This window comes from Shewanella hanedai (assembly GCF_007197645.1).
Classification (GTDB): Bacteria; Pseudomonadota; Gammaproteobacteria; order Enterobacterales; family Shewanellaceae; genus Shewanella; species Shewanella hanedai.
The window spans coordinates 1-23,088 of sequence record NZ_VKGK01000027.1 but is presented as its reverse complement, the minus strand read 5'-3'; the positions used below and the strand labels follow the sequence as shown (position 1 = coordinate 23,088).

At 44.0% G+C, this 23,088-nt stretch carries 19 protein-coding genes; 10 read left to right on the top strand and 9 right to left on the bottom strand.

Translation table 11 applies throughout. The features are described from left to right. Window positions 1-132: 132 nt before the first annotated feature. The 4 genes from dbpA to norR form a co-directional block, all read right to left on the bottom strand. Window positions 133-1,509 carry an ATP-dependent RNA helicase DbpA gene (dbpA, locus tag FN961_RS18910; RefSeq protein ID WP_144041779.1) on the bottom strand — a complete coding sequence of 459 codons (1,377 nt, stop codon included), beginning with the start codon at window positions 1,507-1,509 and terminating at the stop codon, window positions 133-135. 346 nt (window positions 1,510-1,855) lie between these two features. After that, window positions 1,856-2,539, bottom strand: coding sequence for a DUF3313 domain-containing protein (locus tag FN961_RS18905; RefSeq protein WP_144041737.1), 684 nt, complete (start codon window positions 2,537-2,539; stop codon window positions 1,856-1,858). A 176-nt stretch (window positions 2,540-2,715) separates the two neighbouring features. After that, window positions 2,716-4,128 (bottom strand): MFS transporter, encoded by a 1,413-nt coding sequence (locus FN961_RS18900; protein WP_144041736.1) that lies wholly within the window; start codon window positions 4,126-4,128, stop codon window positions 2,716-2,718. Window positions 4,129-4,271: 143 nt separating this feature from the next. Further along, a complete protein-coding gene (norR, locus tag FN961_RS18895; RefSeq protein ID WP_144041778.1) occupies window positions 4,272-5,882 on the bottom strand; it encodes a nitric oxide reductase transcriptional regulator NorR in 1,611 nt (536 codons plus the stop codon). Window positions 5,883-6,186: 304 nt separating this feature from the next. On the opposite strand from norR, the gene FN961_RS18890 reads away from it, so the two are divergent. From FN961_RS18890 to hmpA, 3 genes are read left to right on the top strand one after another with little or no spacing between them, the layout of a single operon-like run. Then, entirely contained in the window at window positions 6,187-6,495 is a 309-nt protein-coding gene (locus FN961_RS18890) for a hypothetical protein (RefSeq protein ID WP_144041735.1), read from the top strand. 56 nt (window positions 6,496-6,551) lie between these two features. Next, a complete protein-coding gene (locus FN961_RS18885; RefSeq protein ID WP_144041734.1) occupies window positions 6,552-7,841 on the top strand; it encodes an NnrS family protein in 1,290 nt (429 codons plus the stop codon). 44 nt (window positions 7,842-7,885) lie between these two features. Then, the gene (gene hmpA / locus FN961_RS18880; protein ID WP_144041733.1) at window positions 7,886-9,088 is read left to right on the top strand and encodes an NO-inducible flavohemoprotein; all 1,203 of its coding nucleotides are present in this window, start codon (window positions 7,886-7,888) and stop codon (window positions 9,086-9,088) included. Window positions 9,089-9,172: 84 nt separating this feature from the next. Here the strand turns inward: hmpA and FN961_RS18875 are convergent, their stop codons facing one another. Then, on the bottom strand, window positions 9,173-11,425 hold the full coding sequence (locus tag FN961_RS18875) for a nitric-oxide reductase large subunit (protein ID WP_144041732.1): 2,253 nt from the start codon (window positions 11,423-11,425) through the stop codon (window positions 9,173-9,175). Between the two features lie 352 nt (window positions 11,426-11,777). On the opposite strand from FN961_RS18875, the gene FN961_RS18870 reads away from it, so the two are divergent. Continuing rightward, complete coding sequence (locus FN961_RS18870; RefSeq protein WP_144041731.1) at window positions 11,778-12,101, top strand: hypothetical protein; 324 nt, start codon at window positions 11,778-11,780, stop codon at window positions 12,099-12,101. 129 nt (window positions 12,102-12,230) lie between these two features. Here FN961_RS18870 and FN961_RS18865 read toward each other — a convergent pair whose 3' ends face one another. Then, the gene (locus tag FN961_RS18865; RefSeq protein WP_144041730.1) at window positions 12,231-13,076 is read right to left on the bottom strand and encodes an enoyl-CoA hydratase/isomerase family protein; all 846 of its coding nucleotides are present in this window, start codon (window positions 13,074-13,076) and stop codon (window positions 12,231-12,233) included. A gap of 342 nt (window positions 13,077-13,418) precedes the next feature. On the opposite strand from FN961_RS18865, the gene FN961_RS26080 reads away from it, so the two are divergent. Both FN961_RS26080 and FN961_RS25865 read left to right on the top strand, forming a co-directional pair. Further along, a complete protein-coding gene (locus tag FN961_RS26080; protein ID WP_229814739.1) occupies window positions 13,419-13,565 on the top strand; it encodes a helix-turn-helix domain-containing protein in 147 nt (48 codons plus the stop codon). 593 nt (window positions 13,566-14,158) lie between these two features. Next, window positions 14,159-14,374 (top strand): hypothetical protein, encoded by a 216-nt coding sequence (locus FN961_RS25865; RefSeq protein WP_185972837.1) that lies wholly within the window; start codon window positions 14,159-14,161, stop codon window positions 14,372-14,374. Between the two features lie 91 nt (window positions 14,375-14,465). Here the strand turns inward: FN961_RS25865 and FN961_RS18850 are convergent, their stop codons facing one another. Then, window positions 14,466-14,705: a zinc ribbon domain-containing protein gene (locus tag FN961_RS18850; protein ID WP_144041729.1), complete on the bottom strand. Its 240-nt coding sequence runs from the start codon at window positions 14,703-14,705 to the stop codon at window positions 14,466-14,468. Next, window positions 14,683-15,039: a MarR family winged helix-turn-helix transcriptional regulator gene (locus FN961_RS18845; protein WP_185972836.1), complete on the bottom strand. Its 357-nt coding sequence runs from the start codon at window positions 15,037-15,039 to the stop codon at window positions 14,683-14,685. The genes FN961_RS18850 and FN961_RS18845 overlap by 23 nt, the downstream gene beginning before the upstream one ends. A gap of 427 nt (window positions 15,040-15,466) precedes the next feature. Between FN961_RS18845 and FN961_RS18840 the strand changes: the two genes are divergently transcribed. Next, entirely contained in the window at window positions 15,467-18,706 is a 3,240-nt protein-coding gene (locus tag FN961_RS18840) for a S41 family peptidase (protein ID WP_144041727.1), read from the top strand. Between the two features lie 420 nt (window positions 18,707-19,126). On the opposite strand, the gene FN961_RS18835 is transcribed toward FN961_RS18840, so the two are convergent. Further along, window positions 19,127-19,327 carry a YheV family putative zinc ribbon protein gene (locus tag FN961_RS18835; protein WP_144041726.1) on the bottom strand — a complete coding sequence of 67 codons (201 nt, stop codon included), beginning with the start codon at window positions 19,325-19,327 and terminating at the stop codon, window positions 19,127-19,129. 180 nt (window positions 19,328-19,507) lie between these two features. Between FN961_RS18835 and FN961_RS18830 the strand changes: the two genes are divergently transcribed. The 3 genes from FN961_RS18830 (at window position 19,508) to FN961_RS18820 (ending at window position 22,963) form a co-directional block, all read left to right on the top strand. After that, window positions 19,508-21,418: an ABC transporter ATP-binding protein gene (locus FN961_RS18830; RefSeq protein WP_144041725.1), complete on the top strand. Its 1,911-nt coding sequence runs from the start codon at window positions 19,508-19,510 to the stop codon at window positions 21,416-21,418. Window positions 21,419-21,464: 46 nt separating this feature from the next. Next, on the top strand, window positions 21,465-21,902 hold the full coding sequence (locus FN961_RS18825; protein ID WP_144041724.1) for a TIGR02444 family protein: 438 nt from the start codon (window positions 21,465-21,467) through the stop codon (window positions 21,900-21,902). A gap of 755 nt (window positions 21,903-22,657) precedes the next feature. Beyond that, window positions 22,658-22,963, top strand: coding sequence for a hypothetical protein (locus FN961_RS18820; protein WP_144041723.1), 306 nt, complete (start codon window positions 22,658-22,660; stop codon window positions 22,961-22,963). The last annotated feature ends 125 nt before the right edge of the window (window positions 22,964-23,088 follow it).

Sequence of the window (23,088 nt, the reverse complement as noted above, 5' to 3'; positions counted from 1 at the left end):
CCTGCGATCAGGGATCATCACTTCCATGTGTAAAAAAGGGAATGAACATGAGTTCACTCCCTTCTATTATCTATGTAGCAAGACGTTGCTATTTAAGCCAGAAAACTTAGTCCCAACGCTTAGTCTAGTAAACTAACGCATTTCCCACGCTCTGTAAGTGCGACCTTTAAGCTTGCCATTAGTGATCTTATGCAGAGCGCGCTTAGCCACTTTACGATCAACCGCAACATATGAGCGGAATTCAGTGATCTTAATCTTACCCACTTCAGAACCTTGAATGCCATCTTCACCAGTTAATGCACCTAAGATATCACCAGGACGAACCTTATTCTTCTTACCGCCATCTATCTGCAAAGTCACCATTTTAGGCTGAGTCGGTAAGGTGTCTAACAAGTTCTCTGGTGGCAGTGCTTCACTGACGATGTCACGATTCATATACTCTTCTAACAGCTTAACCTTGTAGTCATCTTCGCTATTAAAGAAAGTGTATGCAGCGCCATGGCTGCCTGCACGGCCTGTACGACCGATACGGTGAATATGCACTTCGGTGTCATAGGCAAACTCGTAGTTAACGACCATGTCTAGCGCTTCGATATCTAAACCACGGGCCGCAACATCAGTCGCCACCATGACTGAGGCACTCTTGTTAGCAAACTGCATCAAGGTGATATCTCTGTCTCTCTGCTCAAGATCGCCATGTAATGCCACAACACTGAAACCGTCATTGGCTAAGGTAGCTGCGACATCTTTAGTTTCACGCTTGGTATTACAGAAAACCACGGCACTTTCTGGTCTATGCTGAAGCAGCAGTAAACGCAGCGCCTTTTGACGATCTTTATTGCTTTCTAACTGATAGAAGTGCTGATCAATGGTGTTGTCATCATGGGTCGAAGCCACTTTAACGATAACTGGTTCAAACATGATCTCTTCAGCAACCTTCTGGATCTGCTTAGGGAAAGTCGCACTAAACAGCAATGTCTGACGCTCACGTGGCATCTCAGCCATGATGTAGTCGAGATCTGGTAAGAAGCCCATCTCGAGCATACGATCCGCTTCATCAAGTACTAAGGTATTGACATCTTCAAGGTTTAAACGCTCACGTTGAAGGTGGTCGATAATACGACCAGGAGTACCAACAATAATGTGAGCACCGTGTTCAAGAGAACCGATTTGCGGTCCCATTGGCACGCCGCCACACAGGGTTAATACTTTAATATTGTGAATACCACGAGCAAGAGTACGGATCTCTTTCGCCACTTGATCGGCAAGTTCACGCGTTGGGCAAAGTACCAAAGACTGAATACGAAAACGCTTTACGTCTAGCTTGTGCAATAGACCCAAACCAAAGGCCGCTGTTTTACCTGAGCCAGTTTTACCTTGGCCGATAACATCTTCACCATTGAGTATTGCTGGTAGACTCTGCGCTTGGATCGGCGTCATCGAGTCGTAACCCATGGTTTTTAGGTTATCTACTAGTTCAGGTTTTAGCGTTAATGTCGAGAATGACATATTACTGTCTGCATTTGGGGTAACTTGGCTCAAGGTCTATTCCTATTTTTATCACGACGAAATACTCATCATGAAAGCGACAATTAAATCTATGATTTAGATATACCGCTGATATCAATCGAATTTATCGAGCCAGGTCTCATCGTGTGAAATAGACAATATTGGGGCTAGATAATAATGGGCGTGATTATAGCAAGTATTGAAATGAGTTGCTCGCATCCTTAATGGTTACTGAGATAAACAACCAAGAAAGAAACAAAAGTGGGAGAAGTTTTACGTACATCTAACAGTAACATCTAGCTGCAACGATTAGCAGCTAGGTACGTGCTTAATTCAGAGAAGTGAACTAGCCAGCCACTTGGCCTTTTAAGGTTAAGGCGATCCTTTCTACCCACCAATCAATCGCATCACGTGCATCATCGGTAGAATCGATCATCGTACTGAGATCTTTACTGCCCGCTTTTCTGTCGATAACAGCTACAATTGGCGCCCCTGTCGTGGCATCACTGATCATCATTTCGATAGTGGCACTGCCCACATTGGTATGCTCGCCAGTGACCACTTTAGAGATCGTTGAGATCCCGAGCCCAAAAGGAAGAATACTGCTTGTAACCGCCAAGATAGGATTAGGGGTTTCAATGTTTGTCAGGGCAATACTTATTCTTAATGTCTTCTCTTGCGGCGTGTCCACTAGCTTAAAACGGGTTGAAGCTTTCTCTCTTATTTTCTTTATCAAATACTCAGAAACTTCGACAATTTCCTGCTCAGATAAGTTGTCATAACGTGTCTTATCGTCCAATACTAGCCACACTTGATCCACAATGACACTGTCATATTCTTTAAGTATGCCATTAAGATCGCTAATACTTTTTATCCCACGCTTAGACCAAATAAGATCGCTGCCACCATCTGGGCCCGGTCTAAAATCATCAAAAGTGCTAAACATCTGCGATTGACGGTAATCCTGAATCACACCACAACCAGATAGCATCAACAACATGACGCACACAGCAATTCGATAAAGCTTCATATAGAGTTCACACCTTTGAGTAGAACAAGTTAGACAACAGTGTAGCAAGTCGATTAATCGCGGGGAGTTTACTCAAAAAAAGCATCGAGGGATAGTGATATATTCAAAATATATAATGAAGATAAACAAAAAAGCCCCGAATCAACAGGGCTTTGATGATGTTATTATTAGCACATTTAGGCTGTTGCTGGCTCTGCCTCAACCAGCTTATCGGCATCCAATCTCTTGATCACATAACCATAAATGATCAATGAGATTGCTGACACGGTTGCGATCGCTGCAAACACATACCAGATATAGTGAGCATTAGCCGATGCACTGACCCAAGCTTCATGTGACTCGAAGGTACGTGGATCCGGGCAGTAAGCTTGTAACAGGTAACCAGACAAACCAAAACCCAATAAGGAGCTGATAAACGAGTGAAGATGTGAAAAACCAAGGTAAAGTCCCTCCTCCCCTTTTGGCGCCTGTAAAGAGAAGTACTCAAGAAAACGCGGTGAGATAAAGGATTCAGCCAATCCTTGAAATACAATTCCGAGAATCATCATGGCTGCAATCGGGTGCATCTGCATAAAGCCCAGATCAATATTCCCCTCCAGCATATTGCCCGAGGCCATCAAGAGCGCTGAAAGTGGCATGATAAACATACCTATCGTCATAGAGAAAAGTGCACTTTTTCGGCTCATCAATGAGGTCACAAAACTCACCGTTAAGAAGACGACTAAAGGATTCACGTTGGCATACCAAGACGGTGATGCTCCCTCTCCTGCCATACGTAATACATATTTAGGCATTGTTGCGTACAGCTGATGTTGCACCATCCAAAAACCAGTAATAATGAGGATAAGCGCGATCAAGCGGCCATTCGTTAACACTTTACCTAACGCGCTTACCACTTCAGCGAGGGATTTCCCTTCAGTGTTCGATTCAGCATTTTTAAAGAAAAAGAAGATACTGATAAACGCCACTAACGTCATACTAGCAGCAAAATAGTTAAGATTAATTAACCCCAAATCCCCCATAGACTCACGCAAGGGTTTAACCACGGTTTTACCTGAAAAAGCACCGATGTTAACCATCATATAGAAGATGGAGAACCCTCTTGCTCGATTAGCCGTGGTCGTGGATTTGGCAACTGTAGCCGTGATAACGGCCTTAATAAATGAGCCACCAATCATGATAATAACTAGAATAGGGATAATCGCCCAGCGAATATCAGCCTCTTCTAAACCGTGATAAGCCACCTCTCTGCCATACTCGACCAAACCTTGTCCTTCGAGTAACGCAGGGAAAATCGCCAGCCCCGCATAACCGACAGTCAGAAGACCAAACGCGAGCAACAACGCTCCTCGAAAGCCCATTTTATCAGCCAGTGCACCGGTAAATGTCGGGAGGAAATATAAGCCCGCGGAGAAAGATCCCGCTAACCAAGCGGCTTCAACATCAGTAAAACCTAAGATGCGAGACAGGTAGAGGGTGATCACAATGAACACCCCGTAATAGGCTGCACGCTCTAATAGCTCTACCCCGTTTGCAATCCAAAATGTTCTAGGAAAACCCTGCTTGTTCCCCGAAGCCGTATTATTCATTTTATTATCTTCCGGTTCTAATTAATGAAGCTCAAGCTAATAGCTAACGGTTAGCGATGCAATCTTCCTCATATCGATTTAATCTCTTTTCTATGTCGCTGCAACTTAACCTATTAATTTACTGCCATTAAAGTATTCATCCTTCAACTATCCGTGACGATATTCTTAGCCACGTGTATCCCTAACCGTTTAGCTAATCGATTCAAATTGGCTCTATCGGTTTCCAGACGTTTTGCCGCTGCAGACCAGTTTCCTTCGACTTCACAGAGGACTTGAGTGATCACCTGCCGCTGAAATGCTTCAGTCGCCAATTTCAGGTTAGTGTCAATTTCTACCATTGAAGTTTGATCTGAATTCTGCTCGCTTGGCAACGACAAACTAGGTTTTTGACTCGGACTTAATAGCTCTGATTGTGTCGCGACTAGGTGCTCCATATGCGCTAAACCGATACGAACAATCACAGACCTTGCGCTGCCTTTTGCTCGCAAAGCGGCGCGAGCAATCACATGCTCCAACTCCCTGACATTGCCAGGCCAAGCATATTGGTTAAGCACCTCTAAAGCAGAAGGAGACAAAGTGAGTTGCTGCATGCCTAACTTTCTTCGGGTTAGCTCGATAAAATATCCACTGAGCAGGGTAACGTCACCTTCACGGGAGCGCAGTGGAGGAACAGAAATAGGATATACACTCAGGCGATGATATAGATCGGCTCTAAAACGTCCCTCAGCCACCTCCAGTTTCAGTGTGCGGTTCGTCGCCGCCAAGATACGAACATTGACCCGTTCGACATCATCTTTACCGACAACTTGAATCTCTTGGTTTTGCAGCACTCTTAGCAATTTACTCTGCACCGATAGTGGCAACTCACCTATCTCATCGAGAAATATGGTTCCGCCATCAGCCAAACTAAACTTACCAATTCGGCTTCGGTCTGCGCTGGTAAATGCGCCTTTTACATGACCAAATAACTCACTCTCGATAAGGCTTTCCGGTAACGCGGCGCAGTTAACGTACACCAGCGGCCCTTCCACTCGTTTGGATTGGCGATGCAGCGTTCTGGCCACCAACTCCTTACCGACACCGGTTTCCCCTTCGATAAGAATGGAGAAATCAGACGTCGCCACCATGTCGATTTCGCGCTTAAGTTTAAGCATGACAAGGCTGTTACCAATAAGCTCGCCACCATCTTTAACCAAAGCCTCATGGGTCAGCTCAGCCACCACCTGCTGATTATGCAGGGAGTGATGCTCCAGTTCTTGCAATAAGATGGCGGTTTTCAATGTCGCTGCCGACATGGCGGAGATCACGTCTAAACTGCCCTTGGGAATACTATCAAAGGCATTGGGGGTCATGCTGTCCAGTGTGAGCACTCCAATTAACCTCCCATCAGACATCAAGGGCAATCCCATACAGGCATGAACAGGTAAGTCACCTTCATGGGCGAGTAACATGCCGTCATAAGGGTCTGGCAATGGACTACTGGCGGCAAAACGAATGGGAGTCGATGACTCACAAATAGCGGCAAATCTTGGATGAGCGGTAATTTCAAAGCGACGGCCTAAGGTATCTTGTGTCAGACCCTGTTGCGCCAAAGGCTTGAGAAAGCCTGACTGTACATCAAGTAACACCACAGCATCACACTCCACCGCATGCCTAATGGTACTCAGTAACCGTTCGAATCTATCTTTGGTGGTTAAACTATTGGCCAGATCCAGTGCTAACTCTATCAGGGCTTGCGAAGAGACCTCTCCCATCATTTACCTCTCTGTTTCATTGATTTACTGCTGTGAGCAACACGTTAGCATGAGTTGATACAAAAGGCATCACAAGAGTCATTATGACTACACTATAGTGGTAGTCATAATGACTCACACTATCATTCTCACATAATAAACACCAATTAAATCAGAAATTTAAATAACTGGCACAGTATTCGCTTTATAAAAAGAGTGAAAGAGTGAAGAGGAAGCGATTAAGCGATGAAGCTGTAAAACAGCATTAGGTGAATCCTCACTCAATAGGCAGCAATCAACCGGGTCAACTTTAAGGAGTCTACGTATGAATACAGCACACACAGCAACTCAACCACACTTTTCAACGACATGGTCTAGCCTTAACAGTGACACCTTAACAAGACAATATAAGCGGAATTTTTCGCGGGTTCTGCTCAGTGGTAACGGCGCTATGTCCATCGCCATGATAGGCATCATAATTTGCATCGTTATTGGCTATACCCATGATGAATACTTCTCTTTATGGACACAAGTAGCGAGCCATGTTGCGCTCATTCTTTTTGCTACAGCAGTCAAAATAGGTTACGTGATGCGTTGTATCGGCTTACATGGATTAGGCAATATTCAACTTTAAAGATCTCCAACATAGACCACTATTTCTAATTAGCATTTGATGAATAAGAGCAGTAGATGAGCAAATCCCTCCATATGATAAATGAACCAAATAAGCAGCAGAGCAGCAAAACAAGGCTCAATCAACAACTCAACTCAACAGGAGAACTTGAAGAGAGTGCTAAGTTGTCGCCTAAGATACTTAGATTGACCCAGCAACCCCTCTGGGATCTTGCTTTTCGTCCATGGTTTCTCGTCAGTACCTTAAGCTCGGTGTTGAGTATTGCGTTGTGGGTTCTCTTTCTCCATGGATACCTTCCCGCGCTGGCTACCGCAGGGTTAACGCCTGTTGCTTGGCATATTCATGAGATGTTATTTGGATTTGGTGCAACCATCGCGGTGGCTTTTCTGCTGACAGCCGCACAAACTTGGACCAATAAGCGCAGTATCAATGGAGCCACCTTACTCAACTTGACGTTAATCTGGTTGGCAGTTCGCCTTTTACTCTGGAGTGACGATCCTAGAGTTCAGGTACTCGCTATCGTCCTACAAGGTGTTTGGTGGTTAACCTGTATCGGCTTTCTGGCCTCTATGGTTATCAGCGCTAAGAGTCGACGAAACTATCAATTTATTCCACTACTTTCAGTAATAATGCTGCTTAATATGAGTTTTTTAATTGCCGATTATAGCGGCAATAATGAGCTTGCTTTACACCTAGCCCGCACGGCGATCTTAACTTTCGGACTGCTAGTTGGCATCGTTGGAGGCCGAGTTATCCCGTTCTTTACTGGACGCGGTGCAAGCAATGCTAAAGTGGTAGCAACGCCTATCCTCGACAAGGCACTGCCAGTGGTCACCATTATCGGCGCCTGTATCTTCTTCAGCGGCTATTTTGTTGAGCTACCTTTCACTCCAGCCATTGTCTTAATCAGTGCCGGTACTATCCACTTGTTGAGGTTATGGTACTGGGATCCAATCTCTACACGAAAAGTCCCACTACTTTGGTCACTGCATGCGGCTTACCTCGCACTTGGACTTGGACTTATCGCATTGGGACTAAGCTACTTTACCGACTTAATACGCTTTGCCGATGCACTCCACTTAATCACTATTGGCACCATAGGTGGCATGATTCTCGCGATGATCGCTCGAGTATCCCTAGGCCATACAGGCAGACCACTTAAACCACATCCATCCATCAACATCGCTTTTGCCTTGATATTTATCGGCACATTAGTGAGGTTTATTCTGCCGCTATTACAGATGCCAGTATTAAGCTGGGATATCAGTGCCCTTTGCTGGATAACCGCTTTCTCGATTTTCATTTGGCACTACGCTCGCATTCTGATGAGCGAACGAGCCAGTTAACCTTTTCATTAAAAAAACACTACCTACACAAGAAGGATATTTAGATGTTATCTGAAAAACATATCAGCATAGTTAAGAGCACCATTCCTTTACTAGAATCTGCTGGTACAGCGATTACTGAACATTTTTATCAAAGAATGTTCAGCCACAATCCAGAGCTTAAAAACATATTTAATATGAGCCACCAAAAAACTGGTGGTCAACCTGCAGCACTATTTAATGCGGTTGCGGCTTACGCTAAAAACATCGACAATTTAGGGGCTCTTTCTGGCGCCGTTGAGCGCATTGCTCATAAACACACAAGTTTTAATATTCAGCCAGATCACTACCCAATTGTTGGCCACCATCTGCTTGAAACCCTGCGAGAACTGGCACCCGACGCCTTTACTCCTGACGTTGAAGAAGCGTGGGGCGCAGCTTATGGCTTACTTGCTGGTATCTTTATCCAACGCGAAGATGAGCTGTATCAAAAGAGCGCCAATCAACCCGGTGGCTGGCTTGGCGCAAGGCAGTTTAGAGTGGTCGAGAAACGTGAAGAATCAAACCTAGTCACTAGCTTTATCTTTGTCCCTATCGATGAATTACCCGTTATCGGCTATGAATCTGGACAATATTTAGGGATAAAAGTCGCGCCAACTAATCACGAATATCTGGAGATGCGCCAGTATTCTCTGTCAGATAAAGCCAACGGCAGCAGCTACAGAATTTCAGTAAAACGCGAAGCCGTTGGGATCCCTGGTGTGGTCTCTAACCACCTGCATGATTACCTCAATGTCGGTGATATTGTCGATGTCTATCCACCAGCCGGTGATTTCCACTATATCGAACGCGAAGCTCCTGTCGTACTGATCTCTGCAGGGGTGGGCGTCACTCCGATGCAATCTATGCTAGAGATGTTGGCCGATAAGCAGTTTGATAAGCCGGTTTTCTATCTGCATGCTTGTGAAAATGTAGAGCAACACTCATTTAATCAGCGTGTTAATCTATTAAGTGAACAAATTAACCTTCAGCACCATACTTGGTATCGCGACACTAGTGGCCTGAATGATGCGGATAACAATGCCAATATTCAGCAAGGGTTTATGAATTTGGCCCTGTTGAAATCACAATTACCTGTTACTGATGGCGACTTCTATCTATGTGGTCCAGTTGTCTTTATGCAGTTTGCCAAGCAACAACTCGTCGCACTCGGCGTGAATGATGATCGCATTCACTACGAAGTATTTGGTCCACACTCAGATCTATAAACTTTAAGCTAGCAATCTAGCAGTTCACGAGGGCAAGCTCATTGCCCTCGACTTTATAATTTCCCCTACTCACGAATGTTCCACCTAATTTGTAGGCGTACGCCTGTAACTCTTTATCACTAACCCCATGACAAACAAGCCCAGCAACACGCCACCAATAATAAACAATACATCCCCCAGCATTCTCGCCCACACAAAATTGCGCACCAATTCACTCTGCAATATTTCAGGGCTTCTGGCATACCAATATCCCTTTTCAAGTACAGCACGGAACTGGATCAATCCCACAGGCAACAGCGACATACTCAACATGGCTGCGAGACCAATATTAAGCGACCAGAACGACCCCTTAAGTAAGTTGTTAGTGCGTCTATCGAGATCGAAATGATGCCTTAGGCAGATCAGCATCAAGCCGATGCCCAGCATGCCGTAAACCCCCATAAATGCACCATGAGCATGAGTAGCGGTAGTATTTAACCCCTGAATGAAATACAAAGAGACGGGAGGATTAATCAAAAAGCCCAGTAAACCAGCTCCCACCAGATTCCAGAAGGCGGAAGCGACAAAAAACATAATCGCCCATTTATATCTCGCCATCCAAGGCGCTTTATTTCGCATGGTATAGGTTTGATAAGCTTCAAAGCCTATCAAGCTCAACGGCACCACTTCCAAGGCGGAGAACATGGATCCCCAGGCAATCACAGAGGTCGGTGTTCCGGTAAAGTACAGATGATGTAAGGTCCCAAGAATACCGCCGGTTAAAAATATCGCGGTCGAGAACAAAACGGCAAAGGTGGCACTGCGACCACGAATAAGTTTAAGCCGCACAAATATCAGAGCCAAAATCGCAGTCGCAAAGGTTTCGAAGAATCCTTCGACCCATAAGTGCACTACCCACCAGCGCCAGTATTCATTAATGGCCAGGTTGGTGTGCTCTCCCATCATAAAGGCCGCGCCATAGAAGAAACCGATACACAGGGTTGACACATAAAGCAGGATAAACAGCGGTTTTTGCTCTGACTTATCTTTAAATACCGGATACACCGCCATCGTGACCAGCACCAGCCAAAACATCAGTCCCGCAAATAGCAGTATCTGCCAGAAACGCCCTAGGTCGACATATTCCAGTCCTTGATGGCCAAACCAATAGCCGGTTTCCAAACTCATCCAGTCCTGCTGTATCGCCAGCCATTCACCGATCATGGAACCGACCACCACAACCAATAGTGCCCCCCAAAGCAGGTTAATTCCTAGTTTCTGGTATTTACCCTCTTGACCTGACAAAGCGGTGGCGACAAACAACCCCGTGCCTAACCAGATAGTAGCGATCCAAAATACGGCAATTTGAGTATGCCAAGTTCGAGTCAGCGAATAGGGAATGTAATCAGCAATTGGAATACCATAAAACTCTTGGCCTTCAACGCCATAATGGGCAGTTACCCCACCAAGAAATATCTGCACTACAAACAGAGCAATTGCTGTATAAAAATATTTATAGGTCGCCCTTTGAGCGGGTAACGCATTGCGTTCCATCAAGGGATCTACATCAACATGGGGCAGTTCATCATGCTTGATAGCTGAGTGATACCAAGCCAACGCGCCGATGCCCCCTAACAGAAAAACAACACTTAAAATGGACCAAAAAATGGAGTCAGAGGTGATCACATTGCCCATGGTGGGATCATAGGGCCAATTATTGGTGTAGGTATAAGTCTGCCCCGGCCGTTCACTAATGGCGGCCCAAGCGGTCCAGAACACAAAAGCCGTAAAAGCCTCGCGCCGCTCCAGCGTGTCTAACGTGTTATCCATCATGGCATAATCATTACGCAACTGTTCTGTTTCAGGCTCATTGCCAAACAGAGAAACATAGTGATTTGTCACCACTGCGATGGCCGCAACCCGAACCGTCGACAGAGTTATGCTGCCATCATCAGGGTTGTAGGTGTTTTTCCGAGCTTCACGCCGATAAGCATCCGTTAAGATCAACTGTTGCTCATAACTGAGGGAATCAAAATCTTTCTGGTAGATGAGACTCGCGGAGATCGCCAGCCAAGCCTGCTGTTCGCGGTGAAGCCAGTCTGCAGTCCAATCAGGAGCAATGTAAGCACCATGCCCCCAAATGCTACCCAGCTGATGACCGCCCATCGATCGCCACGCCATCTGGCCGGTATCGATATCATCATAGCTATAGACTTGATTTCCCTCTGTATCGACGACGATTTGGGGAATTGGTGGAGCTTGCCGGTAAATTTCACTACCAATGAACAAGAGAATTGAAAAAGAAAACACACAGACGGCAAGTAAAACGATTAAAGCGTTACGGCTACGGGGTTCCATAAGTAGCTTCCACTTGAGTGTTGTACGCCCAATCTAAACCTACATTTTATATGCATCAAGTTAAAACGTCCTAAAGAGGATAACAATATAGCCCGCCCCTTAGCAGTGCCAAAGCATTATAAGTCATGAAATTAATGGCTTATTCCGATGACTGATTGACTAGCACTCACGCCTTTAAACATCGACTCTGCCGCTATCTTGCCGACTTCTAAACTAAAAATGCTATCCAAGCACTTGTGTTCAAACCGCTAACCACACCTAGTCCGATACCCTCGCACTTATCTATCAATTCAGTTACCCTTTGCCAAGATTCCAATCTATGCCAAATACGAACCCAAAAGAGCCAATTTCTATGACTGACCAGACAACGAAACCTAATATCAGCAAACAAGCACTCATCGATATCCTAAAATCTTGGGGTGATTCAACCATCACAGCTCAGCAACTTCAGGATTGGATGGTGACTCACTTTGATCCCGATGAAACCGATATCGGTCTAGGTGAACCAGAGTGGACAGTAGAAGCGATGAGTATCGTCATGAATGAGTATGAAATCGCTAAGTTGCCTAAATTTCGCATCGAGAACGTGCAACTGGCCATCAACTTTATTCAAGCTGATGAGTCTCTATTTAATCAAACCCGTCACCTATTTTTGCGTGAAGGATTTTCTGATTAACCTGAGACCCCGTAGCTAAGAACGAGCTTATTCTACGATTAAGCTCGTTATCCATCAGACACACGCTAAATCCTATGTACTGATATCAACTTACACACCTGAAGACTTACACTCAGCTGCTTTTAGCGGTCATGTCACTTCCTGTATTCCAATAACCAATGCTTCCCAGTTACGTTGATTATCCATATCATTTTGTGCACCATTATCATCCGCGTATTGAAAACGTTTCTGAGCAGGTGTCTTACTCATGCATTGGTAGAGCCAATACGCTTCCTCTTTTAAAGCAGATTCTATTGGCAGGTCAATCGATGCATAAACAACACGCTTACATGCCTCTATAGACTCCGCGGGAAACTGTGCAATACGATGTGCTAACGCGTCAACATAGGAGTCGATTTCATCAGCATCCAACGCTAAATTTATGGTGCCGTATGCTTGTGCTTCATCGGCGTCAAAATCACGCGCACTTAGGATAATTTCCAGCGCCTTGCCTAAACCAACTTGCCTGGCCATTCTTGAAGCTCCACCACCGCAAGGGAGTATCCCCATGCCCACTTCCATTTGCATGAATTTAGCCTTTCCTCTTGCAGCAAACCGCATGTCACAAGCCAACATAAACTCATGACCACCACCACGAGCAAATCCTTCAACTTTGGCAATCGTTGCTTGTGGTAATGCACTAATGCGCTGTAAAACTTTTTGTAAAAAAAGTATTTCAACGTCTTCTTTTGCTACCGCCTTAGTGGAAATATCTTTAAGGAAACCAGTATCTGCATGAGCCACGAATATTTCGGGATGGGCAGACTGGAAAACCACCACTTTAGCACTCGAATCACTCTCCAAAGCTTCAGATAATCGATTCAAATCTTCCAGCATCTGTATGCCTTGAATATTGACAGGCGGGAAATCAAACGTAACAGTAACAATGGCTTCTGTTTTTGATACCTTAAAAGTGACGTAATGATCATGTGTCATATTTTTCTCCGATAAGCGAGCAATCTAATTTGCGCCAAACGGTAACATTGCAAGCACATATTGATAACAACGGATATCGCAGAATATCTTTATCTTTTTGATTGATAATAAACAGACATAAATATGTTAAGGAGGGCAAAATTAAGCATTGTCGAAGGCCATCCACTTCAGTGCATTTCGAATCGTGTTAAGCAGTCCTGAACAGTTTTATATGATGTAGAACAGAATATTCATCGGTATGCGTCAATATTCCACTTCTTATTTATTCAGGAATACCTAAGAATATAGTTGCAGCCGGCAGCTAACTATTTATTCGATGACTATCAATACAAGGATTTTAGTATGACCATAGGAAAGCAGATAAAGCACTTCAGAACTGAAAGAGGCTTTAGTCAGCCTGAGCTAGCCGAGCTTGCGGGTATTGAGCAATCTTACTTATCTAAACTAGAGAATGATAAATCCATCCCCTCTAATGAGATATTTCGATAAGTACTCAAGAGTTTATTGAGGCTATTGATACCAAAGCGAACCAACAACAGCTCAATCTAATCCCTGATATTGAACTCATGTTGTCACAGACAAATAAAATGAAATACCGAGATATCCGACGTTATCTTTATGCCTCTAGCGCCTTAATTATCTTAGGTTTAACACTTATACCCAAGCTACTTGGAAATGCAGGATTCAGTGGGAATTTAATGCACTTTAGGTAAGGCATTGATTATAGGTAATGGCTATTCCCTTGGCAAAATCAATAACGCAGAATAAAGAGCATTAAAACCCATCGTAGAAGGCTTTACGCAAGCCCACTTCGTTGTTGCATTAGCTTAAAAGGGAGTCACCATTTCTACACTTATGCGTCTAGAATTGAACTCGCGCAACGCCTCTGAAACGAGCATTATCAGGTAGTTTGGGTATATACCGGTGCCAGTAAACAGCTTTTCAATGAAACTCGCTATCAATATGAATCCCAAGGCTTAGTATTAGTCGATGAACCCAATGATATCTTCTCATCTTGGTCTCGTCGTATTGATACAGATGGAGAAAATGGCAGTGCATTAAGGAAAGCTAAGCGACTGGAGATGGCAAATCGCAAAGGTACACATTACCTGTTAATTAGGGAGAATAGAGGCCAAAGTTTTGTCATGAATGTTGAAGGAGGCAAGCGGTATTACCGATTAGATAAAGAGGAGCAAATTCCCCTAAGTATCAATGCTTGGTTGCAGATATTTGGCGTGCTTTTACTCTGCAGTGGCATTATGGGATTTGTATTAGAGAAGCGCTTCAATAAAAACTAAATGTGACTCGCACAAAGATAACCAAATAATAAGCCTGCAATAAGCAGGCTTTATTCATTTTACAGCTACTGAGTACCCTTACCCATATTAATTATGTTTCTCTAATATCGGGATGGTTTTGCCATGCTGGCATCGTACGCATGTATTCCTTTGTGGTATTTTCAGCTCCGCCTCTGGAGAGATCTTTATTCTCCTTCATGACCCACTGAACCATGCGCTCAAATCTCTCGTTAAACGCCTGTAACTTGCCATCACCATCAGTGCAATACTGACAATAAGTACCGTCATTAATTGACATACCACAACTTTCACAATGATTTGAATGTTTCATCTTCTTGTCTCTTCTTGGTTAATATCGCTTGAGAAGCGGACGCAATAGATTCAAGGCTTTTTATTAAAGCAGTGCGCTCGCTAACGGTTAATAACTCCATGCTGTTTTCCAGCAACTCTCTATCCAGCACTTCCTGAGTTTTGTTAAATATTTCTCGTCCACTTTTCGTCAACCAAACAAAGGTTTTACGCTTATCTCGAGCATCTTTAACCCGATCAACGTATCCATTGGCTTGTAATCGGTCAATCAACTCACTCATTGCAGATTGGGCACGATTAAAGTGAGTAGCGGCTTCAGTTACCGTTAACGGGCCGCTAATTACCAGGTGATTCATTACTGCTATAGCCTCAGAGGACGGCCTTTGTACATCGTCCTCCCAAGCAGAATGAAGATTCTTATATACGCTCTGATATAAAGAGATAAATTGTTCAGATGAATCGTCTATTGTCATAATTTCAACTCTATCAAACAAAATTACATCGTCAATCCCGATGCATTTTGTCAATTGGGCTAAGCGCATAACGGCTCAGGATTAATCCTAGTGCGCGCTTAGGATTACTTGAGTAAACTTGATGAAAATTACATTGTAGATGGCGATAGTTAACACTCATTTCAGTTAAAAACTATATGCTTTCGAAGCCTCAGTTACAATTTGATTCAATTCTAGTTTGTATTAATTACTGGCATAAAAGTAATCTACAAAAATAACGCGTTAGATATTGGTTTTACAAAAGTGGAACGATATCGTCTAGGAATTAATAATGAAAACAAAACTTACCCTAGCTGCAGCCTGTATGTTGGCTGGCAGCGTTCAAGCACAAACGTTATTACTACAAGAGCCCAGTATTGCCCAAGATAAATTAGCCTTTGTTTATGCTGGTGATATTTACGTCTCGAACCAACAAGGTGAGCAGGTAAAACGTATTACCTCCCATGCAGCCAATGAAACTAATCCCCATTTATCTCCCGATGGTCAATGGATTGCATTTACTGCCGACTACGAAGGTAATAGTGATGTGTATCTGGTGTCTGTTGACGGTGGTCAACCACAGCGATTAACTTGGCACCCCGGTACTGATGAAGTGAAAGGCTGGTCTGCCGATGGCAAACAGGTATTATTTACCTCCCGCCGCAACATCGCTCACAACCGTACTGGGCAACTCTTTAGCGTTGCTATCCAAGGCGGGTTCCCCGTCAAAGTGATGGAGGCGGTTGTTTCAGATGGAAAGGTAAATGCTGATGGTTCTAAATTAGCGTATAACCCTGAGCGTTTAGCCCATGGCGGCAAAAATGGCTGGCGTAATCATCGTGGAGGAACCACACCTCCTGTATGGATTTACGATCTCAACAAGCACAGTTATGAAGAAGTTCCCCACGGCAACTTTTCTGATAGTTCACCAATGTGGGTTGGTGACCATGTGTATTTTATTTCAGATCGCAGCAAGCATAAAAACATCTACAGTTTCAAAAATGGTCAGGTAGAACAAGTGACTGATTTTAAGGATTGGGATATTGCTAATGCCAATGCCTTTGGCACTGACATTGTCTTCGAGAAGGGCGGCGCATTATTTGTACTTGATACCCTATCAGGTAACAACCGTCAGCTTAATATTGATATTCAAGCCGACCTGCCTCAACGCCGCCCACAATGGAAAGATGCCATGCCAGCACTCTCCAGCAGCCAGATTTCAGCAACAGGCAAACAAGTATTAGTCAGTGCCCGTGGTGAAGTGTTTAGCGTCCCAGTGAAAGATGGAAGTACCTACAACCTGACCAACACATCAGGTCAGAATGAGCGTGATGCACTCTGGTCGCCACAAGGTGAACAAGTCGCCTATATAACGGATAAAGATGGAGACTATCAACTGGTATTGGCCGATCAGTTTGGTCAAATCCAAAAAAGTGTCGACTTAGGCAAACATACCGCCGACTTTACCCTGTTTAATTGGATGCCAGACGGCAAACATATCGTTTTTGGCGACTCCAATATGGCCTTATGGTTAATTGAGCTGAAGACAGGTAAAAAAACCAAAGTCATGAAGAATATTGCGATGACAGATTATGATGTCGTGAGCTCGCCCAATAGCAAATGGTTAGCCTATACCCAAAATAACACTAACTATTTTCGTGACTTGTATTTATACGACATTGAAGATAACTCGCACCATAAAGTCACCGATGGCATGAGTGATAATGCTGCCCCCGCATTTAGTCCAGATGGTCAGTATCTGTATTTTGCCTCTTCAACTAACAAAGGGTTAACCGCATTTGGACTGGATCTATCAAGCCAAGAGCAACCACTTCGTTATGGCTTATATGCTGCTGTACTACAAAAAGAGGGCAAATCACCATTAATGCCTAAACTTGCTGACGAATCCTATCGTCATCTTGAAGGCAACAAAGATGAAGATGAAAAAGACAGCGATGCGTCCACGCCTAACATCGACATTAAAGGCCTGTCATCGCGAATTGTATCTCTACCAGTGCCACAGCGTAATTACTGGGGGTTAACGGCTGCAGAAGACAACAACCTGTATTTCATTGAGGGCGTACAAATAGGCTCAAGTATTGAAATTGATGGTAATCCATTAAACACTTCACAGTTAAAACGTTTCAATTTTGAAGAGCGTAAAGTAGACAATGTTGCTGACAATATTGAGTCTGTCACCGCCTCTGCTGATGGCAAACAATTGTTGTTAGTAGGAAGTGGAAATGCAATCTCTACTGCCACCGTCGCAGAGACGATTGAGCTTAAATCGTTAAACACAGCAGATGTTAAAGCCCTCATTAATCCAGCCGAAGAGTGGGCCCAAATCTTCGATGAAGCATGGCGCAACGAGCGTGACTATTTCTACGATCCCAAAATGCATGGCTTGGATTGGCAAGCGGTATACGATAAATATCAGCCACTACTAAAACATGTCGGTCGCCGTGAAGATTTAAATGCCTTAATGCGTGAAATGATTTCTGAAATGGAAGTGGGTCATAACTACATTGTCGGTGGTGATGTTCATACTGAAACAACAATATCAGTGGGATTATTAGGCGCTGATGTCCAAATCAAAAATGGCCTTTATCGCATTACCAATATCTACACTGGAGAAGCTTGGAACCCGCATCTAAAAGCACCACTGGCGGTACCGGGCAATAACATTGATGTTGGGGATTACATTCTAGAAGTTGATGGTCAATCGGTAGATGCCTCCGTTAATATCTATTCACTGTTTGTGGGCAAGGTTGATAAACAAGTTCGTTTAACCGTCAGCTACGATGGCAAAGCTAAACATGCCCATACTGTTGTGGTAGAGCCGATTAAATCAGATTTTAATTTACGTCACTGGAACTGGGTTGAAAACAACCGTAAATATGTCGAAAAAGCGACGGATGGCAAAGTGGGCTACGTCTACTTACCCAATACAACAACGGCGGGTTACACCTCATTTAACCGCATGTTTTTTGCTCAAGTTGATCGCCAAGGCGTTATTTTAGATGAGCGCAGTAACGGTGGTGGTCAAGCTGCAAACTATATTATTGATGTATTGAGCCGTGAGCATTTGTCAGGCTGGAAATACCGTTCAGGTGATATGGTCTATGACACGCCAGCAGGTGCTATTTATGGCCCGAAAGTGATGCTAATTGACCAAGATGCAGGCTCTGGTGGTGATTTCTTACCTTACGCCTTTAAGCGTCTAGAACTAGGGACGTTAGTGGGCAAAACAACATGGGGTGGCTTAATTGGTATTTCTGCCAACCGTAACTTTATTGATGGCGGCCGAGTGACCGTACCAAACTTTAGATTCTTTACCCCAGATCATGAATGGCGTGTTGAAAATGAAGGTGTGACGCCAGACATTGAAGTGGAGTTAGATCCGGTTGCAGTGAATAAAGGTGAAGATCCTCAATTAGATCGCGCCATTGTAGAAGTTCAGCAACAGTTAAAAGACTTCACACCTGTGCGCCATAACGCTCCGCCTGCATTCCCAACTGAATTAGGTCAGTAATCTGCTTTAATTAGCTCTAAAAAAAGCCTCTAATGGGAGTTTGTCCCATTAGAGGCTCAATTTAAATCTTACTGAACAGTTAAAACACAACCTGTAGAAGTAACAAGGTAGTTTAAATTTCTATCCCTTGAACTTAGCGAAGCGCCCTCGCAGGGCGCAGCCCTTACTGCATTGCTTAAAATCAAAAGAGTGGATCTCGGAACAAGCCCGGGATGACGGCAATGGCAAAATCCTCAGCTTAGTTTTTACCGTAAGCAAAGCGTTCCTGTAGCCGTAGGCTATTCTGTAAGCAACGCGTTCCGTACTCGAGTGGGTCGCACGCGACGTTCGTCTCAGCTTTTTCTAGCAGCGCAGCGTTCTAGCAGTGAGCTTGCGAACGTCCTCGTAGGGCACAGCCCGCCCTACCTCAAGCACCAAAACCTAAGGTTTAAACACACCAATCACATCGCCTGTCGCCTGCTTGGCCACTTGTTCATCAGCTTGCTGTTCGCTGTAATCACACTCGATGCACTCAACGGTTTCAACACCATTAAGCTTAAATAATACGATACTGTCTAAGGCCTTACATTTGGGGCATTTAGCACCTGCAACAAAACGCTTTTTTACTTTTACTTCAGCCACGTCTTTCCAACCTTATATTCTAATTATTTTATGTTAGTGCACTATTTTGCCATAAACAAAGGCAGATCACCCGACTCTATGCGCCTTTATTGCCCTGTTTATCGACACTAGTGATTGGTATGAGAGCCACTTGTAAGATATCATCTGCGGCAATTGCATTCGGTCACCAAGTCTTATTTCATGATATCCATCACTCAAGCACAACTGATCCGCGGTTCTAAGACACTCTTAGATGAAACCTCATTAACAATATATCCTGGCCATAAGGTTGGATTAGTGGGTGCTAACGGAACAGGAAAATCATCATTGCTGGCCCTCATTTTAGGCCACATCAGCTTGGACAAAGGCGAGTTCAGCCTACCAAGCGGCTGGCAAGTGGCGACAGTGGCTCAGGAAACCCCTGCACTGGACGTTTCTGCACTGGAATATGTCATTGATGGTGATACTGAATATCGTGGACTTGAGGCGCAGCTGGCCAAAGCTCAGAGTGATGATAACGGTAACCTCATCGCCCTGCTTCACGGCAAAATAGATGCGATTGGTGGTTACGCTATCCATTCTCGTGCAGCCAGTTTGCTGGCAGGCCTTGGCTTTGGTGAAGCTGAGCAGAGTAACCCAGTAAAAAGCTTTTCTGGGGGCTGGCGTATGCGCCTCAACTTGGCTCAAGCACTATTGTGTCGCTCAGATCTTTTGCTTCTCGATGAGCCAACCAACCACTTAGATTTAGACACCATGTATTGGTTAGAGGGATGGATTAAAGCCTATCAGGGAACCCTGATTCTAATCAGTCACGACCGCGACTTTATCGACGGTATCGTCTCAGAAATTATTCATGTTGAGAACACCAAACTCAACTACTACAAAGGCAATTACACTGCTTTTGAGCGCATCCGTGCAGAACGTATGTCTCAACAACAAGCCGCCTTTGAACGCCAGCAAAAAGAACGCGATCATATGCAGACGTTCGTCGACCGTTTCCGTTATAAAGCCAGTAAAGCCAAACAAGCTCAAAGCCGCTTGAAAGCCTTAGAGCGTATGGCAGAACTGCTGCCAGCTCAAGCTGACAGTGCGTTTCATATGTCCTTTAAAGAGCCTGATACTCTGCCAAATCCTTTAGTCACCATGGAACATGTTTCTGTGGGTTACGGCGATAAAGAGATCCTTAAAAGCGTACAGCTTAACTTGGTTCCTGGCGCACGTATCGGCCTGTTAGGGCGAAACGGTGCAGGTAAATCGACCCTGATTAAATTGCTCTCAGGAGAGCTGTCTCCTTTGAAGGGCAAGTATGAAACAAACCCAGGGCTGAATATCGGCTACTTTGCTCAGCATCAATTAGAAAGCTTACGCTTAGATGATTCGCCGCTGCAGCATCTGTCTAGACTGGCACCAACCCACAAAGAGCAAGAGCTGCGTAACTTCCTCGGTTGTTACGGTTTTAATGGCGACATGGTGCTCTCGGCCGTGCGCCCATTCTCCGGTGGTGAGAAAGCCCGATTAGTGCTGGCGCTCTTGGTATGGCAACGCCCTAACCTCTTGCTTCTCGATGAGCCAACCAACCACTTGGATCTGGAGATGCGTCACGCGCTAACCATGGCATTGCAGTCATTTGAAGGCGCCATGATCATCGTCTCGCACGACAGGCATTTATTAAGACTGAGCTGTAGCGATTATTACCTCGTTGATGACGGTCATGTTCGTGACTTTGATGGCGACCTTGATGATTACCATCAATGGCTACTTGATGCCGCTAAGGCCGCTAACAAGGTCGAAGCCAGCTTAGAGATCAAACCTGCACAAGATAAAAAACTGCAAAAGCGCCTTGAAGCAGAACTTAGGCAGAAGCTATCGCCAATGCGTAAAATTCAGGTGCAACTCGAAAAAGCCCAAGAGAAAGCCAACACTCGATTAGCAGATATTGAAGAGATGCTTGCGGATATGAGCTTGTATGAAGCTGAAAATAAGGATAAATTGACTCAAGTATTAATTGAACGAACTAAGTTAGCTCAAGCTGTAGAAGAGAGTGAGTTAGAATGGCTAGACGTTCAAGAGTCGATTGAAGAGATAGAAATAGAAGTTCGAGCAGCTATTTAATTTCGTTTTTATGGTCACATCCTCTTTTTGGCAAGGGAAACGCTAGATGACATACTTTAATCAGTTTGATATTTCGTTGTGGCAAGCTTGTGACACTTATTATTTTGAGCATCAGGCTCTATATTTACGGCTTCAGGATGACCATGAGGTCAATATCAACCTGTTACTGCTCTCTATTTGGTTAGATAAACAAGCGTACCAGTTGCTTCCCCAAGCTTGGTCGACGTTAACCCAAGAAGTACGGCAATGGGAGGAGCGAGTACTGCTCCCCTACCGCAAATTACGCAAGCTGAGTAAAAACAGCCTTGCTGAAGTAGAGTATCAAGAGATGCTGGATTTAGAGCTGATATTGGAGCGTAAATCTCAAGCACTGATTTTACATAAACTCAGGCTTTTACCCCATGAAGGTACAGGTTCAAACTTTGAGATCCTCCTTGATATTTATCAGCTGAACTCATTAGATTATCTGGAACTTGCTGCATAAATCACAAATGGCATGAGTAGAAACTTAACCCCAGCCTTCGAATGAAGGCTGATTACATTTTCTGATTTAGCTTTTGGCTGAGTTGGTATTGGGGTTAATCTTTTTTGCCGTCATCCTGAACTAGTTTCAGGATCCAGCTTGTTAGCCTTCAAATGAAGGTGGCTACATTTTTTGATTTAGCTTTACTTGGTAGCATTTTGTAAATCGTTTCTGCCCCTTTATCAGTTTCACCACAAGAAGTATTGAGTAGCAGAAGTCAACCTTTGCTAATAGAAAATCTAATGTTAAAAGCTTATGCATAGCCTTATCTTTTGATGACACAGCCCATCTTTGCACTAGCTGTACATATAAACAGTTATAATAAGCATTGTGAATTTTCAGCATTATTTTGGTGTAAGAAGGAAAGCGATTTAGAGTTAACAACTGCTAAGTGGCTGTTTAAAAACATTTCTCCCCAATAGTTAAATCAAATCACGTCACAAATAAGTAAATTCTGGTTTTCACCATCAGAAAAGTCAGTGGATTTGCAGTAAAGCGCATTTTAAGTTGTTGATTTTAAATATGTTTTAAGTTAACTTGTTCGCATGAGATTCACTAGGCTGACTGTTCTTATTCGGAATTCAGCCTAATATACTGTTATGTTTCAAAAGGACTTTATGCGTAATTTTCTAGTATTTGTGTTCATTTCTTTTTTAAGTGGGTGCGCTAAACATACCTCTATAAATCATTTGTATCCTGAGTTTGCAGGAAAGCAGATGGTAACGACAGAAGTTGTTTTTTTACTAGAAGTTATAGCTGATAATCAAGTTAACCATCCTGATTACAGGTTGCTCTTTTCTCGGCCTAAGCATGCTCCAACAGGTGAATTTTTACTAATTCCAAAAGGCAGTGTTCTCAACATTGAAAATTTCTATGCGCACAATCGATTTACTGAATCTGGCACAGAGGTGCAAGGCTGGATTAAGTTCGCTAATCGCAAAATACGTTTCTTCAAGAATTTGAATCATTCATATAGTGGCATTAAAAAACAATCTGGTTTGCCATGGGTAGTGTCAAATTGAAACATAATCGGGTAGCCGGAGGTATCTAACCTCCAGCCCCCACACCACCCTGCATGCGGCTCCGCACAGGGCGGTTCATTTAGAACACCTAATTCATTTTCTGATTAGGATATTGAACTGCGATC

Coding starts and splice junctions, on each gene's coding strand:
- dbpA (WP_144041779.1), bottom strand. CDS start 1,509: ATGTCATTCTCGACATTAACGCTAAAACCTGAACTAGTAGATAACCTA.
- FN961_RS18905 (WP_144041737.1), bottom strand. CDS start 2,539: ATGAAGCTTTATCGAATTGCTGTGTGCGTCATGTTGTTGATGCTATCT.
- FN961_RS18900 (WP_144041736.1), bottom strand. CDS start 4,128: ATGAATAATACGGCTTCGGGGAACAAGCAGGGTTTTCCTAGAACATTT.
- norR (WP_144041778.1), bottom strand. CDS start 5,882: ATGGGAGAGGTCTCTTCGCAAGCCCTGATAGAGTTAGCACTGGATCTG.
- FN961_RS18890 (WP_144041735.1), top strand. CDS start 6,187: ATGAATACAGCACACACAGCAACTCAACCACACTTTTCAACGACATGG.
- FN961_RS18885 (WP_144041734.1), top strand. CDS start 6,552: ATGAGCAAATCCCTCCATATGATAAATGAACCAAATAAGCAGCAGAGC.
- hmpA (WP_144041733.1), top strand. CDS start 7,886: ATGTTATCTGAAAAACATATCAGCATAGTTAAGAGCACCATTCCTTTA.
- FN961_RS18875 (WP_144041732.1), bottom strand. CDS start 11,425: ATGGAACCCCGTAGCCGTAACGCTTTAATCGTTTTACTTGCCGTCTGT.
- FN961_RS18870 (WP_144041731.1), top strand. CDS start 11,778: ATGACTGACCAGACAACGAAACCTAATATCAGCAAACAAGCACTCATC.
- FN961_RS18865 (WP_144041730.1), bottom strand. CDS start 13,076: ATGACACATGATCATTACGTCACTTTTAAGGTATCAAAAACAGAAGCC.
- FN961_RS26080 (WP_229814739.1), top strand. CDS start 13,419: ATGACCATAGGAAAGCAGATAAAGCACTTCAGAACTGAAAGAGGCTTT.
- FN961_RS25865 (WP_185972837.1), top strand. CDS start 14,159: ATGGCAAATCGCAAAGGTACACATTACCTGTTAATTAGGGAGAATAGA.
- FN961_RS18850 (WP_144041729.1), bottom strand. CDS start 14,705: ATGAAACATTCAAATCATTGTGAAAGTTGTGGTATGTCAATTAATGAC.
- FN961_RS18845 (WP_185972836.1), bottom strand. CDS start 15,039: ATGAATCACCTGGTAATTAGCGGCCCGTTAACGGTAACTGAAGCCGCT.
- FN961_RS18840 (WP_144041727.1), top strand. CDS start 15,467: ATGAAAACAAAACTTACCCTAGCTGCAGCCTGTATGTTGGCTGGCAGC.
- FN961_RS18830 (WP_144041725.1), top strand. CDS start 19,508: ATGATATCCATCACTCAAGCACAACTGATCCGCGGTTCTAAGACACTC.
- FN961_RS18825 (WP_144041724.1), top strand. CDS start 21,465: ATGACATACTTTAATCAGTTTGATATTTCGTTGTGGCAAGCTTGTGAC.
- FN961_RS18820 (WP_144041723.1), top strand. CDS start 22,658: ATGGTAACGACAGAAGTTGTTTTTTTACTAGAAGTTATAGCTGATAAT.